The following is a 13,814-nucleotide window of genomic DNA, read 5'->3' as shown; positions in this document are numbered from 1 at the left end:
CCATCCTCAGGCGGCGCTTCGCCGCGGCACGATCGCCACGATGAGGATGATCAGCACGCCCGTCAAAAGAAAGCGCACGCCGGCCTCGATGCGAAACGTGTTCAGCATCGTGGCCATCAGGTTGAAGAACAGTGCCGCGCCCCAGATGCCGATCGCGTTGGCCTGCCCGCCCGCGACGCTGGTGCCGCCAAGCACCACGACCGCGATCGATTCCATCAGATAGGCGTCGCCCATGTTGAGCGCGGCGCCGCCGGTGAAGCCCGACAGCAGGAACCCAGCCAGCGCCGCTGCCGTGCCGCACAGCACATAGGCCGCCAGCCGCACCCGCCCGACCTCCACGCCCGCCAGCTTCGCGGCCGGTTCGCTCTGTCCGCTTGCCAGCAGATGGCGGCCCCAGACGCTGCGTTGCAGGATGAGCGCTGTCAACAGCGTCAGCACCATGACGGCGATCGGCATGAACTGGATGCCCGCGACTCGCCACGAGGTGAACCAGGACAGCATGGCCGGCGGCTTCAGGGTGGCCTCGCCGCCGAGATTGAAGGCGAACGATTGGAAGACGAAGCTCCAGGCCAGCGTCGCGATGATCGGCGGCAGCCGCAATGCCTTGATGGCAAGGAAATTGAGCGCGCCGGCGACCGCGCCGACCGCTAGCGCCACCAGCAATCCGGGCAGGATCATCGCATCATTGCCGTTCATCACCGCCATCGACACATAGGCAGCGAGCGTCAGCACCGACGGCACGGAAAGATCGATGTTGCCTGGCCCCGAAGCGACGACCAGCATCTGTCCGGTGCCGACGACGACGCTGAAGGCGCCAAAGGCCAGGGCCGCGGAAATCGTGGCGCCTGCGCTGCCCCAGCCGGAATAAGCGGTGGTCGCCAGCCACATCGCCAGCGCCACGATGAAGCCATAGGTCCAGGGTGCGAGGAACAGCCGGCGCTGGATCATGAAACCCGCTCCGCCAAGAGGACGCGGCCGGCCAGCACCAGGAACAGGATCACGCCTTGCGCGCCGATCTGCCAGGTCGGCGGCACCGCGAGAAAGGAGAGCAGTGATCCCGCCAGCGACAGGGTGAGCGCGCCGATGACCGTTCCCACCGGCGACACGATACCGCCGGTGAAGGTGCCGCCGCCGAGGATGACCGCGCCGACACCCAGCAATGTGTAGGCAGGCGCGACATTGGGATCGCCGGAAGTGGTAAGGCCGGTCAGCGTAATTCCGGCCAGGCAGGCGAGAAGCCCGGCGCCGGCATAGGTGGCGACGCGAAGGCCGACGATCGACCACCCGGCGCGCTCGACCGCGCGTGGGTTGGCGCCAGCGCCACGCAGCACCGCGCCATAGGACGAACGTGTGATGACAAGGTGCCCGATGGCCGCGGCGAAGGCAGCCAGCCACACCGGCAACGGTAGCAAAGGCGGTTGCCAGCTCATGAAGCCGATGAGCCAGTCCGGCGCTGTGCCGCCAGGCGCCGGAAGCAGCAGGATCGCGCTGCCAAGCCAGATGAAGGACATGCCGAGTGTCACGATGATCGAGGGCAGCTGCCGGACATGGATCAGCAGGCCGAAGCCGGCATAGGCCGCGATCGTCACCAGGTAGATCAGCATCGCGAGCGCCGGAAAATCCCCGAGATAGAGCGCCGTGACGCAGGTGATCAGGCCGACAAAGGCGCCGTTGGACAGGTCGATGTCGCCCAGCATGATGACCATCATCTGCGCCAGCGCGGCGAACACCAGCGGCACGGCGAGCTTGAACAGCAGCGTGAAGCCGAAATAGCTCATCGCCGCCGGGCGGATCCAGAAGATGACGGCCAGCATCACCAGCAGCGCCACCGCCGGCAGGCCGATCTGCACGGCGCCGCCAAGCCATGCCGGCCGGGCAGGGCGGCGGGAGGAGAGGGCCGCGTCAGCCATGCGCGCCTCCGAAAGACGCCTGCAGGATACGGGCCGGTTCGATGTCGTTGCCGTCGAGCTGCACCTCCGCCCGGCCTTCGCGGAAGACGTAGAGCCGGTCGCAATTGCTCAGTTCCTCGAGTTCGGTCGTGTACCAGACGAAGCAGCGCCCGTTCTCGGCTTCGCTCCGGATCAGCTGGTAGACCTCATGCTTGGTGCCGACATCGACGCCGCGCATCGGGTCGTCGAGGAAGATCACCCGCGCGTCGGACGCCAGCGCGCGGGCGAACAGCACCTTCTGCTGGTTGCCGCCGCTCAGGCTGAGGATAGGCGTGTCGATGGAAGGCGCCTTGACCTTAAGCCGCGTCGACCATGTCTGGGCCAGGTCGCGGGCGGCTCGGGTCGAGATCAGCCCGTTTCGCCGCAATGCCTTGAGGCTGCGGATGGTCAGGTTTTCCGCGATCGACCACAGGGTGAAGACGCCCTCGCCTTGCCGGTCGCCGGCCACATAGGCGACGGGCGTGGCCGGGCCGCTCCGGCGGTTCTTTCTGCGCGCAGCCGAAAACAGCGCCCGCAGCCGCTCGCGCTGGCCGTGGCCGTCAAGGCCGGCAAAGCCGATGATCTCGCCCGCCGCCGCCTGGATCGACAGGTCGTCGCCACCGTTCCCGGGATGATCGACGATCAGCGGCTTTCCCGACGCGGCGATCTTGCGGCTGGAGCGGTCGCGTGGCGCCTCGATACTGCCCATCAGTTCGACCAGCGCGGCGCGCGTCAGCCCGGCCGTCGGGCGCGCGGCCACCACTTTGCCGTCGACCATGACCACGGCCCGGTCGCAGACCGCGAGGATCTCGTTGAGGCGGTGGGTGATCAGGATGCAGGCGATGCCGCGCGCCGCCGCGCGCCGGATATGGTCGAGCAGCTGTTGCGTGGCCTCATGGCCGAGCGCCGATGTCGGTTCGTCGAGGATGACGCAACGCACCGGCGTGTCGGTTTCCGAGAAGGCACGCGCGATCTCCACCATCTGCCTTGGGCCGATCGCCAGATCGGCCACCCGGGTCTCGGGGTCGATGCCGTGGCCCGGGAAAATCTCGTCCAATGTTTTCCGGATCACCGTACGTGCGCGCTTGCGCCAGCCGAAGCCGCGCAAGGGGCGATGAACGATGCGCGTGTTTTCGGCCAGCGAAAGATTGGCGCACAGCGACAATTCCTGGAAGACGCAGCGCAGTCCACAGGTCTGGGCGGCGAACGCGCTCCACTTGCCGACCGGCATGCCATCGAGGTCGAAGGCGCCGCTGCTTCGCTCGACGGTACCGGCAAGCACGTTCATCAGCGTCGATTTGCCGGCTCCATTGTGGCCGACGAGGCCGACGACCTCGCCGGGCAGGATGCGGAAGTCGACACCGCCCAAAGCATGCACTGCGCCGTAGCTCTTGCGGACGTCACGCACCGCCAGATAGGGGCGCGCGGCGTCCGCCGAGGCGACATGCTGGTCGGACGTCGCGGCGCTGTTCAAGGCTCAGGCTCTCATTTGGGGGCGGGAACGCCCGGCAGCGGCTTCTTGTTCACATTGGCGTCGATGATATCCGCCACCAGGGCCTGCGGATACTCGGCATTCACCACGCCGCCCTTCGGCACGGTGGCGAGCCAGGCGCCGAGGTCGGGCTGGTTGATCTGCAAGAGCGGCACCTCGACGAATTTTGGCACCTCCTTGCCGGCCAGGATCTGCTGCGCCACCCAGAAGGCCACCTGCGACACGCTGGGTGTGGCGCCGAGCGAGAAGGTCTCGTAGCCATTGGCGTCGTGTTCCTGCTTCCAGAGCCCGAGTTCGTCCTCGCGATTGCCCATGATGATGATCGGCAGCTTGCGGCCGGCATCCTTGAAGGCCATGGCGGCGCCATAGCCGTCGCCACCCTGGGTCAGCACCGCGTCGATCTGCGGCAGCGACGGCAGCACGCCCGACACTTCCTTCTGCGCAACGGTGGCCGTCCACTGGCCATAGACCTCGCCGACGGCCTTGTAGCTCGGATGCGCCTTCATCGCCTTTTCGACGCCTTCGTGAAGCCGCTTGTCGAAGCCGTCGCCGGCCATGCCGCGGATCTCGAACATGTTTGCCGGCTTGTCCCCCAGCTTGCTCTGGATATAGTCGAGTTCCGCCTTGGCGTAGGAATCGAGATCATAGTCGACCCGGTAGGCGCAAGGCTCGGTGACGCCGCTGGCGAAGGCGACCACGAGGATGCCGGCGTTGCAGGCATCCTTGACCGCACCGTTGAGCGCCGTGTCGGAGCCGGCCAGCACGATGATGGCGTTGTAGCCCTGCAGGATCAGGTTCTGGATCTGGGCCGCCTGTTCGGTGACCGAATTGTTGGAGCTGACGGCCGTGACCCCGGCGACCAATCCGTCCTTGACCGCTTGCGCCCCCATGGTCTCGAAGCTCTTGATCATCACCTGGCGGAAGGAATTTCCGGCATAGGAATTGCTGAACGCGATCTTCTTGCCGCTCGTATCCCCCTTGGCGATGCCGTCCTGCGCCCTGGCGCTGGTGCAAGCCAGCATCGCCGATGTGGCGAGCATGGCGCAAAGCATTGTCTTTCCATGTCGATTTTTCAGTGTCATTTCCGTCTCCTCCGGTTGACTGTCCCGCGGTCACTCCACCGCACGGTTCATGCACGCATAAGGCTCATTTCCCGCCGGTCTCCGGCACGATGCTGACAGAGTGGTCGGCGAAATCCGAATTGGGCAGCAGCGGATACCAGCCCGGTCGGCCGGGATCCCGGTCATAGGGGTAGCCGCCGAGCGAACGGTAGAGTTCGGCATAGGTCTGCAATTTGTCGCGGTCGAGCGTCACCCCGAGCCCCGGACCGTCGGGCACGGCAATGCAGCCCTTGGCGTAGCGCATCTTGCCGCCGACGATGACGTCGTCGGCGAGATGGTGATAGTGCGCGTCTGCGGTGAAGGTCAGGTTGGGCAGCACCGCGCCCAGATGCAGCATGGTGGCGAGCTGGATGCCGAGTTCGCCGGAAGAATGCACCGCGACCCCCAGCCCGAACGTGTCGCAGATCTGCGCCGCCTTCACGCAGGCCCGGATGCCGCCCCAGAACGTGGTGTCGAGCAGGATGACGTCGACGGCCGGGTCGCGCACATTTGTCGCCAACTGCTCGAAGTCGACGACGATGGTGTTGGTGGCGAGCGGAATGGCGAGCTTTTCCCGCAGCCGGCGCATCCCGGCAAACCCCCAGGTCGGGTCCTCGAAATAATCGTTGCGCAGGTCCGAGATGGCCTGGCCGAAGCGCAGCGCCTGTTCGACCGACAGCGCGGCATTGGGATCGTAGCGCAGCGTATCGTCGGGAAAGGCGGCCGCCAGCGCGCGGTAGCATTCGAGCTCGTAGTCGGGGTGGAACACGCCGGCCTTCAGCTTGTGGGCGGTGAAGCCGTGCTCGGCTTTCAGCGCCCTGGCATGCGCGACCAACTGGTCGATGGTGCGGACTTCACCTTCGCGCGTCCAGGCATCGGCATAGCGGAAGAAGAGATAGCTGGCGAAGCCGACCTCGTCGCGGACCTTGCCGCCGAGAAGCTGATAGACCGGCACATTGAGTTCCTTGCCGATAATGTCGAGGCAGGCGAATTCCAGCGCGGCATGCAGCTGTGTGCGGTTGTTGTAGAGCGACGCCGTCGGGTTGCAGATCGCATACCGCATGCGGTTGAGGTCGAAGGGATCGTGGCCGACCAGATAGGCTTTCAGCCCGGCGAAGGCCAACGCGGCACTTTCGCCGCCGCCACCCATCTCGCCGAGGCCGACAATCCCTTCGTCGGTCTCCACCTCGACGACCGTCCTGACGAACCGGCCCCAATGGGCGCCGTTGCTGTGCCTGAGCGGTGCCTGCAGCGGCACCGTCACCGTGGTCGCGCGGATATCCGTTATCTTCACCGCGCAGCCTCCCGAAGCACGAAACCGGCGCGCGATCAGCGGCGCCGACAGTCGATTTACAACTGGTATGGTACCATGTCAATTGCATTTGCGTGCATGCGTGCTAGGCGTTACAACGAAACGAATCCGTAGGAGAGGCCGAGGCTCTTGAACACCGAAGCGAAGTCCCGCGGTGCTGAGCCGCGCGCAACGGCGAAGCTTCTCGGCTCCGTCAACAACCGGGTGCCGATCTCGCCGCAGATCTACGAACTGCTGCGGCGCGCCATCACCACTCTGGCGATACTGCCGTCGGAAGGCCTGAGCGAAAAGGATCTCGCCCAACAGCTTGGCGTCAGTCGCACGCCGGTCCGGGAAGCCTTGATCCGTCTCGCCGACGAGGGCTTGATCGACATCTTGCCGCAGCGCGGAAGCTTCGTCGCCCCGATCCGGCTCGAGGATGTGGAAGAAGCGCAGTTCATCCGACAAGCTCTCGAGGTCTCCGTCGTATCCCGCCTGGCGAAAAAACCTTCGCCCGGCTTCCTCGAGACCGGACGGGCAAACCTGGCCCGCCAGAAGCTGGCCGTGGCCGGCAAGGACCGGGAACTGTTCCTGGAGCTTGACGAGGCGTTTCACCGCAATTTCTGCGAGGCGGCCGGGTTGCCGAAGAGCTGGCGCGTCATTCAGGTGGTCAAGCTGCAGATGGATCGCGTGCGCTATCTCAGCCTGCCGGAGCAGGGCCACCTTGAAACACTTCTGGCGCAGCACACCGCCATTCTCGATGCCATCGAACAGGGCCTGTCTGACGAGGCTGGCGCGCATATGGCCACCCATTTGCAGGAAGTGCTGCGCACCGTCCGGCGGCTAAGTGTCGAACGGCCCGATCTTTTCAGGAGTTGACCGCAACCCGCATCGGTTCGAGCGGGTGGAGAGAATTTCCAATTTCAGCGGCGGATTTGGAATAAACTAACTCTACAGAGTTTATAGAATAAGCAAAGTGCGCTGGCGATCTGGTTTTCCCGGACAGGACTCCGCCATGCCCGCCCCTCAGCGCCCGCTTTCAACCCCGTTTGGCACAGGCCGCCGCCGCATTGCGGGAGGCCAGTCATGACCAAGGATGTTCCCGAGCGCATCAAGGTTCTCTGGTTCCTGCCGACGCATGGCGATAGCCGTTATCTCGGCACGACCGAAGGCGGCAGGGCCGTCGACCTGCCCTATCTGACACAGGTGGCTAAGGCCGCCGACACGCTGGGCTATTACGGCGTGCTGCTGCCGACCGGCCGCGCCTGCGAGGATTCCTGGGTGATCGCCTCCGCGCTCGCCCCGCTGACCGAGCGGCTGCGTTTCCTCGTCGCCGTGCGGCCGGGCCTGCAGTCGCCGACGCTTGCCGCGCGCATGACAGCGACGCTCGACCGCATCTCCAACGGCCGCCTGCTGATCAATGTCGTCACTGGCGGCGATCCCTTGGAGAACAAGGGCGACGGCATCTTCCTCTCGCATGCCGAGCGCTACGAGGTGACGCAGGAATTCCTGCAGATCTACAAGCGCGTGCTGAGCGGCGAGACGGTCGAGCACCAGGGCAAGCATTTCCACATCGAGGACGGCAGGCTGCTGTTCCCACCGGTGCAGACGCCCTATCCGCCGCTCTATTTCGGCGGCTCGTCGGATGTCGGATCGGTGGTGGCGGCGCAGGAGATCGACAAATACCTGACCTGGGGCGAACCGCCCGCCGATGTTGAGCGCAAGCTGGACGCGGTGCGCGAACTGGCCGAGAAGGCCGGCCGCAAACTCTCCTTCGGCATTCGCCTGCATGTCATCGCGCGCGAAACGACCGAGCAGGCCTGGGCAGCGGCCGACAGCCTGATCAGCCGGCTCGACGACGCGACGATCGCCTCGGCCCAGAAAGTCTTTGCCCGTATGGATTCGGTCGGCCAGGCGCGGATGAGCGCGCTGCATGGCGGCAGCCGCGACAAGCTCGAAATCGCACCCAACCTCTGGGCCGGCGTCGGCCTGGTGCGCGGCGGTGCGGGCACGGCCCTTGTCGGCGATCCGGACACGGTCGCGGAGCGCATCGACGAGTACCGGCGCCTCGGCATCGACACCTTCATCCTGTCCGGCTACCCGCATCTCGAAGAGGCCTACCGCTTCGGCGAGCTGGTGCTGCCGAAACTGCCGACCGATCATCCGGTCAAAGCCGCCGGCACGTCGGTCAACACCGGACCGTTCGGCGAGACCATCGCCGGCGACCACCGGCCGAAGACGCTCGCCAGCGCCTCGTGAACGCGCTGCCTCCGGCCCGCCGCTTGCGCGTCGCCATCATCGGCGGCGGCTTTTCCGGCGCTGCCCTGGCCTGGCATCTGGCGCAGGCGCATCGCCCGGAGCACCTGTCGGTTTCCGTGATCGAGCCGCGCGCGGCGCTCGGCGGTGGCCTGGCCTATTCCAGTGAGGAGCCATCGCACCGGGTCAATGTCCCGGCTGTCAGAATGAGCATGGTTCCCGACGACCCGCAGCATTTTGCCCGCTGGTTGGCCGGCAGCGGTGAACTCGAACACGACCCGGATGCGCTCTGGAGGAATGGCGACGTCTATCCGCGTCGCCGTGTGTTCGGCCGCTATGTCGCCGAGCACCTTGCGCCTCATCTCGAGACCGGCGCTATCCGCCACGTCCAAGGTCAGGCCACGCGGGTGATACGCGAAACCAATGGCGCCGGCTGGACCGTGCAGACGTCGGCCGGGCCTGTCGCCGCCGACATCGTCATTCTGGCGGCGACGCATCCTCAGCCTGGAATTCCCAATGCGCTGGAGTCACTTGCCGAAGCGCCGGGCTTCATCGCCGATCCATACGCCGCGTCGGCACTTGCCGGCATCGGTTCGGACGCCTCGGTGCTGATCGTCGGCTCCGGGCTGAGCTCGGCCGACATGGTGGCCGAGCTTGATCGCCGTGGCCATCGCGGCCGCATCCTGGCGCTGTCGCGCCGCGGGCTGCGCTCGCGCGGCCATCCCGATGTCAGGGGCGAACCGTTTGGCGATTTTGCCTCGGCGCCGGCCACATCGGCGCTTGGCCTGCTGAAGACCATCCGCGCCACGCTTGCCGCTGCGCGCGCGGCCAATGTCAACTGGCAGTCGGTTTTCGATCGGCTGCGCCTGCAGGGGCCGGTGCTATGGGCTGCCCTTGCTCCATCAGAACGGGCAAGGCTGGTCCGCCAGCTGCGTGTGTTCTGGGATGTCCATCGCTTCAGGATCGCACCGCAAATTGCTGCCGTGCTCGAACGCCGCCAGAGCGCTGGAACGTTCGACACCATCGCCGCCAGGCTTGTCGCGTCGAATGATGAGGGCGAGAGCCTGGCGGTCAGCTTTCAACGGCGCGGGCAGACACGGATCGAGACGGCCCGCTTCGATGCCGTCATCAACACGACAGGACCGGCTCATGGCCAGGCGCTACAGCTCAATCCGGCGTTACGCTCCCTGGCTGAGGCTGGGCTGATCAGGGTTGACGCCTACGGGCTCGGCATCGCGACCAGTCTGGATAGCCGTGCCATCGGCCGGGATGACAGGTCGGTCGCCGGGCTTTTCGTCGCCGGTCCGCTGGCGCGAGGCACCTTCGGCGAACTCATGGGCCTGCCGGAGGTTGCTTGTCATGCCCAGATGGTCGCGGCCGCGATTGCAAGGCTGGTCAACAAGTTCCCATCCGCAGAGGCGGCTGGCGCCAATGGCGGCGACGTTGCGGTCGCGCGCTGACAGGTGAATGCCGGCCTGGCCGGGCAAAATTGGTATTTCCGTCTTCAGAAGGCGCCAAAAACGGAAAATCCTACTTTGTATATATAATCAGTAGACATAATAAATGTTGGCGAAATCCGGCTGCGGCTGGACCGATCAACCACACGGCCTGAATGGGAGACAATTCATGGCACACGCAGGAACCGACGCGGTCAAGTTCGCCTACTGGGTGCCGAATGTTTCGGGCGGCCTGGTGATTTCCAACATCGAGCAGCGCACCAACCATTCGGCCGAATATAATCGCAAGCTGGCGCAGATCGCCGAGAAGGCCGGCTTCGACTATGCGCTCAGCCAGATCCGTTTCACCGCCGGCTACGGCGCCGACGAACAGCACGAATCGGTGGCCTTCAGCCATGACCTGCTGGCGGCCACCACGACGCTGAAGGTGATCGCGGCGATCCTGCCCGGGCCGTGGAATCCGGCGCTGGCGGCCAAGCAGCTCGCCACCATCAGCTATCTGACCAATGGTCGCGTCGCCATCAACCTCGTCTCCGGCTGGTTCCGTGGCGAGTTCCACGCCATCGGCGAGCACTGGCTCGACCATGACGAGCGCTATCGTCGCTCGGAGGAATTCATCCGTGCGCTGCGCGGAATCTGGACGGAAGACAGCTTCACCTTCCGCGGCGATTTCTACCGCTTCAACGAATACTCTTTGAAGCCGAAACCGCCGCAGGTGCCTGAAGTCTTCCAGGGCGGTTCGTCGCGCGCCGCACGCGACATGGCATCGCGTGTTTCGGACTGTTACTTCACCAATGGCAACACGCCGGCCGAAATCGCCAAACAGGTCGACGACCTCAAATCCAAGGCCAAAGCCAACCATCATTCCGTCAAGGTCGGCGTCAACGCCTTCGCCATCGTCCGCGAAACCGAGGAAGAGGCCAAGGCGGTGCTTGCCGAGATCATCGGCAAGGCCAATCCCGAAGCGGTCAATGCCTTTGGCCATGAGGTCAAGAATGCCGGCAAGGCCTCGCCAGAGGGCGAGGGCAATTGGGCGAAATCCTCCTTCGAGGATCTGGTCCAGTATAATGACGGCTTCCGCTCGAACCTGATCGGCACGCCGAGGCAGGTCGCCGAGCGTGTCGTCGATCTGAAGCGCGCCGGCGCCGATCTCATCCTGCTCGGCTTCCTGCACTTCCAGGAAGAGGTCGAATATTTCGGCAAGCACGTCATCCCGCTCGTTCGCGAGCTGGAAGACGCCGAACAGGCGGCATCGCTGGCAGCGGAATAGTCATTTTCAAAAAAGGCAGGCCGGGCACTCCGGCCTGCAACCGATGAAGGTTCCAGGCGCTCGATCCATCGAGCGTCAACGAGGTTTTGCGCGCCTGCTGAAGCAATCGAGGACGATTGGAATGCCGTTGGCCAGTTATGCCCTTGGAATGATGGAGGCCTCGGTCTATGCGCCGGAAGTCTTCGCGCGTGGCTTGCCGTCGGCAGTCCGTCCCGCGCGGCCGTCCGAAGGCAGCGCCGAGCCGACGGGGGCTGTCACAGCCGCCGCTGCTCCGCTGCTCTCACTGCAAGGTATCGGCCTGTCGTTCGGCGGCGTCGTCGCACTCGCCGATGTCGACCTGTCGGTTCTATCAGGCGAAATCCGCGCCATCATCGGCCCCAACGGCGCCGGCAAGAGTTCGCTGATCAATGTTATCAGCGGCGTCTACCGGCCGGACCGTGGCCATGTCCAACTCGACGGCATCAGCTATGCCCAGGTGCCGACACAGCGGCTGGCGCATCTCGGCGTCGCCAGGACCTTTCAGAACCTTGCTCTGTTCAAGGGTCTCAGCGTCCTCGACGATGTCGCGTCCGGCCTCGCTTACAAGGTCCGCTCCAATTTTGCCGGCCAGGTGCTCAGCATCGGCCGCTCTCGCGGCGAGCAGCGCGACTCGCTAAGCCGCGCCGATCAGATTCTCGAATTCCTCGATCTCACCGCCGTCCGCGACCGTCTTGTCGGCACACTGCCCTATGGGCTGCAGAAGCGTGTCGAACTGGCCCGCGCTCTCGTCGCCCAGCCGCGCCTTCTTCTGCTCGACGAGCCAATGGCCGGCATGACCGCAAGCGAGAAGAACGAGATGGCGGGTTTCGTACGTGCAGCGCGCGACCGTTTCGCCACGACCGTCGTGTTGATCGAGCATGATGTCGGCGTCGTCATGGGCCTGTCCGATCGCATCGCCGTTCTCGACTATGGCCGCAAGATCGCCGACGCCACACCAGACGAAGTCCGCAACGACCAGCGCGTCATCGACGCCTATCTCGGCGTCGCCTCCGACAATGAGGATGGGGCAGGCATATGATCGCCGATTTCGACTACCAGTTCTTCATCGAAGTGCTCGTCGGCGGCCTGCTCTCCGGCGTCATGTACTCGCTGGTCGCGATCGGCTTCGTGCTGATCTACAAGACCTCGGGCGTGCTCAATTTCGCGCAGGGTGCGATGCTGCTGTTCGCCGCACTCACCTTCGTCAGCCTCGTAGAGCGCGGCATTCCGTTCGCGCTGGCGCTGGTCATCACCTTCGCCATCATGGTGGCGATGGGTGTCGCCATCGAACGCACGGTGCTCAGGCCGCTGACCAACAAGCCGCCGATCACTCTGTTCATGGCGACGCTCGGCCTGTCCTACATCATCGAGGGCGCCGCCCAGCTGATCTGGGGCACGCAGGTCCACGGCCTCGACCTCGGCATCGAGGACGTGCCGCTGGAAATCGGCGGCGTGCTGATCAGCCAGTTCGACATTTTCGCCGCGGTGGTGGCCGCCGGCATGGTTCTCCTTTTGTCGCTGTTCTTCCGCTACACTCGCATCGGCCTCTCCTTCCGCGCTGTCGCCGACGATCAGTTCGCAGCACTCGCGGTTGGGCTGCGGCTGCCGCTGATCTGGGGCACTGTCTGGGCCGCCGCCGGGCTCGTCGCCCTTGTCGCCGGGGTGCTCTGGGGCGCTCGTCTCGGCGTACAGTTCTCGCTGTCGCTGGTGGTGCTCAAGGCACTGCCGGTGCTGGTGCTCGGCGGCTTCGATTCCATCCTTGGCGCCATTGTCGGCGGGCTCTTGATCGGCGCCAGTGAGAAGCTCGCCGAGGTCTATATCGGCGACTATTTCGGCGGCGGCATCGAGAGCTGGTTCGCCTATGTCGTCGCGCTCGTCTTCCTCTTGATCCGTCCCTCCGGCCTGTTCGGTCAGAAGCTTGTGGAAAGGGTCTGAGCCATGGCCGCGATCACAAGCGATTTCTCCGCCGCGCCGGTGTTGCCGAAGTGGCTCGTGCCCGTGCTGCTGCTCGCCTTCGCCTATGGCGTCATCCCGCTCATCGGCTCGAGCTATCTGTTCGAGGCCATCCTGCTGCCGTTCCTGGCACTCAGCCTCGCCGGCGTGGGCTTGAACATCCTGACCGGCTATGCCGGCCAGGTTTCGCTGGGCAGCGCTGCCTTCATGGCGGCGGGCGCCTTCGCCGCCTACAATTTCAACCTGCGCGTCGAGGGCCTGCCGCTGATCGGCAGCATCTTTCTGGCCGGCATTGTCGCCGCCGCGATCGGCATCGTCTTCGGCCTGCCCAGCCTGCGGCTGAAGGGTTTTTATCTCGCGGTTTCGACGCTCGCCGCGCAGTTCTTCGTGCAATGGGCGCTGACCAAGTTCAGCTGGTTCTCCAACGACTCGGCGTCCGGCGTCATCGACGCGCCGAAGCTGTCGATAGCCGGATTCGCCTTCGACGGCGCTGTCGGCCGCTATCTCTTCGCGCTCACCATCGTCAGCATCCTCACCTTCCTCGCCTATCGGCTGGTATCGTCGCAGACCGGGCGCAATTTCATCGCCATCCGCGACAATGAGACCGCAGCCCGCATCATCGGCATTCCGGTGCTGAAGACCAAGCTTCTGGCCTTCGCCATCTCGTCCTTCATCATCGGCGTCGCCGGCGTCATCTGGGCCTTCGCGTATCTGAGAACCGTCGAGCCCGACGGCTTCGATCTCGACCGCTCGTTCCAGATCCTGTTCATCATCATCATCGGCGGCCTGGCCTCAATCCGTGGCGCCTTCTTCGGCGCCGCTCTGATCGTCGTCTTTCCGCTCGCCCTGTCTCGCCTCGGCGGCATCCTGCTCGGCGATGTCTTTGACTCGGGCGTGCTCGACATGAGCCAGCGCATTGTGCTGGGCGCCCTCATCATCCTGTTTCTGATCCTGGAACCCGACGGGCTGGTTGCCCTGTGGGACAGGGTTCGAAGACGGCTCCTGTTCGCCTGGCAGTCGACCTGAGCCCCGCATTCGCATTTGAAAAT

12 protein-coding genes are annotated in these 13,814 nt (G+C 65.0%); 7 read left to right on the top strand and 5 right to left on the bottom strand.

The features are described 5' to 3' along the window. Positions 1–6 precede the first annotated feature (6 nt). From AC1D05_RS13800 to AC1D05_RS13780, 5 genes are all read right to left on the bottom strand, one after another. Positions 7–948, bottom strand: coding sequence for an ABC transporter permease (locus AC1D05_RS13800; protein ID WP_477441247.1), 942 nt, complete (start codon positions 946–948; stop codon positions 7–9). Next, a complete protein-coding gene (locus tag AC1D05_RS13795; protein WP_477441245.1) occupies positions 945–1,910 on the bottom strand; it encodes an ABC transporter permease in 966 nt (321 codons plus the stop codon). The genes AC1D05_RS13800 and AC1D05_RS13795 overlap by 4 nt, the downstream gene beginning before the upstream one ends. Then, the gene (locus tag AC1D05_RS13790) at positions 1,903–3,402 is read right to left on the bottom strand and encodes a sugar ABC transporter ATP-binding protein (RefSeq protein ID WP_477441244.1); all 1,500 of its coding nucleotides are present in this window, start codon (positions 3,400–3,402) and stop codon (positions 1,903–1,905) included. Before AC1D05_RS13790 ends, AC1D05_RS13795 begins: the two co-directional genes overlap by 8 nt. Positions 3,403–3,413: 11 nt before the next feature. Continuing rightward, complete coding sequence (locus AC1D05_RS13785; RefSeq protein WP_477441242.1) at positions 3,414–4,502, bottom strand: substrate-binding domain-containing protein; 1,089 nt, start codon at positions 4,500–4,502, stop codon at positions 3,414–3,416. Between the two features lie 64 nt (positions 4,503–4,566). Next, the gene (locus tag AC1D05_RS13780; protein WP_477441240.1) at positions 4,567–5,814 is read right to left on the bottom strand and encodes an enolase C-terminal domain-like protein; all 1,248 of its coding nucleotides are present in this window, start codon (positions 5,812–5,814) and stop codon (positions 4,567–4,569) included. Between the two features lie 147 nt (positions 5,815–5,961). Between AC1D05_RS13780 and AC1D05_RS13775 the strand changes: the two genes are divergently transcribed. From AC1D05_RS13775 to AC1D05_RS13745, 7 genes are all read left to right on the top strand, one after another. Beyond that, on the top strand, positions 5,962–6,690 hold the full coding sequence (locus AC1D05_RS13775) for a GntR family transcriptional regulator (protein ID WP_477441239.1): 729 nt from the start codon (positions 5,962–5,964) through the stop codon (positions 6,688–6,690). Positions 6,691–6,897: 207 nt separating this feature from the next. After that, positions 6,898–8,070: an FMNH2-dependent alkanesulfonate monooxygenase gene (ssuD, locus tag AC1D05_RS13770; protein ID WP_477441237.1), complete on the top strand. Its 1,173-nt coding sequence runs from the start codon at positions 6,898–6,900 to the stop codon at positions 8,068–8,070. Beyond that, the gene (locus AC1D05_RS13765; RefSeq protein WP_477441235.1) at positions 8,067–9,527 is read left to right on the top strand and encodes an FAD/NAD(P)-binding protein; all 1,461 of its coding nucleotides are present in this window, start codon (positions 8,067–8,069) and stop codon (positions 9,525–9,527) included. Before ssuD ends, AC1D05_RS13765 begins: the two co-directional genes overlap by 4 nt. 166 nt (positions 9,528–9,693) lie before the next feature. Beyond that, positions 9,694–10,794, top strand: coding sequence for a dimethylsulfone monooxygenase SfnG (gene sfnG, locus AC1D05_RS13760; RefSeq protein ID WP_477441234.1), 1,101 nt, complete (start codon positions 9,694–9,696; stop codon positions 10,792–10,794). Positions 10,795–10,915: 121 nt separating this feature from the next. Continuing rightward, the gene (locus AC1D05_RS13755) at positions 10,916–11,851 is read left to right on the top strand and encodes an ABC transporter ATP-binding protein (RefSeq protein ID WP_477441233.1); all 936 of its coding nucleotides are present in this window, start codon (positions 10,916–10,918) and stop codon (positions 11,849–11,851) included. Then, entirely contained in the window at positions 11,848–12,747 is a 900-nt protein-coding gene (locus tag AC1D05_RS13750) for a branched-chain amino acid ABC transporter permease (protein WP_477441232.1), read from the top strand. The genes AC1D05_RS13755 and AC1D05_RS13750 overlap by 4 nt, the downstream gene beginning before the upstream one ends. A 3-nt stretch (positions 12,748–12,750) precedes the next feature. Beyond that, a complete protein-coding gene (locus tag AC1D05_RS13745; protein WP_477441231.1) occupies positions 12,751–13,791 on the top strand; it encodes a branched-chain amino acid ABC transporter permease in 1,041 nt (346 codons plus the stop codon). The last annotated feature ends 23 nt before the right edge of the window (positions 13,792–13,814 follow it).

The sequence above is a fragment of the Mesorhizobium sp. P2_E9 genome, assembly GCF_056403815.1.
The sequence above is the reverse complement of the archived record's forward strand: the minus strand, read 5'-3'. Positions and strand labels throughout refer to the sequence as shown.

Excerpts from the sequence above, each read along its gene's own strand:
- AC1D05_RS13800 (WP_477441247.1), bottom strand. The coding sequence starts at position 948 with ATGATCCAGCGCCGGCTGTTCCTCGCACCCTGGACCTATGGCTTCATC.
- AC1D05_RS13795 (WP_477441245.1), bottom strand. The coding sequence starts at position 1,910 with ATGGCTGACGCGGCCCTCTCCTCCCGCCGCCCTGCCCGGCCGGCATGG.
- AC1D05_RS13785 (WP_477441242.1), bottom strand. The coding sequence starts at position 4,502 with ATGACACTGAAAAATCGACATGGAAAGACAATGCTTTGCGCCATGCTC.
- ssuD (WP_477441237.1), top strand. The coding sequence starts at position 6,898 with ATGACCAAGGATGTTCCCGAGCGCATCAAGGTTCTCTGGTTCCTGCCG.
- sfnG (WP_477441234.1), top strand. The coding sequence starts at position 9,694 with ATGGCACACGCAGGAACCGACGCGGTCAAGTTCGCCTACTGGGTGCCG.
- AC1D05_RS13755 (WP_477441233.1), top strand. The coding sequence starts at position 10,916 with ATGCCGTTGGCCAGTTATGCCCTTGGAATGATGGAGGCCTCGGTCTAT.
- AC1D05_RS13750 (WP_477441232.1), top strand. The coding sequence starts at position 11,848 with ATGATCGCCGATTTCGACTACCAGTTCTTCATCGAAGTGCTCGTCGGC.
- AC1D05_RS13745 (WP_477441231.1), top strand. The coding sequence starts at position 12,751 with ATGGCCGCGATCACAAGCGATTTCTCCGCCGCGCCGGTGTTGCCGAAG.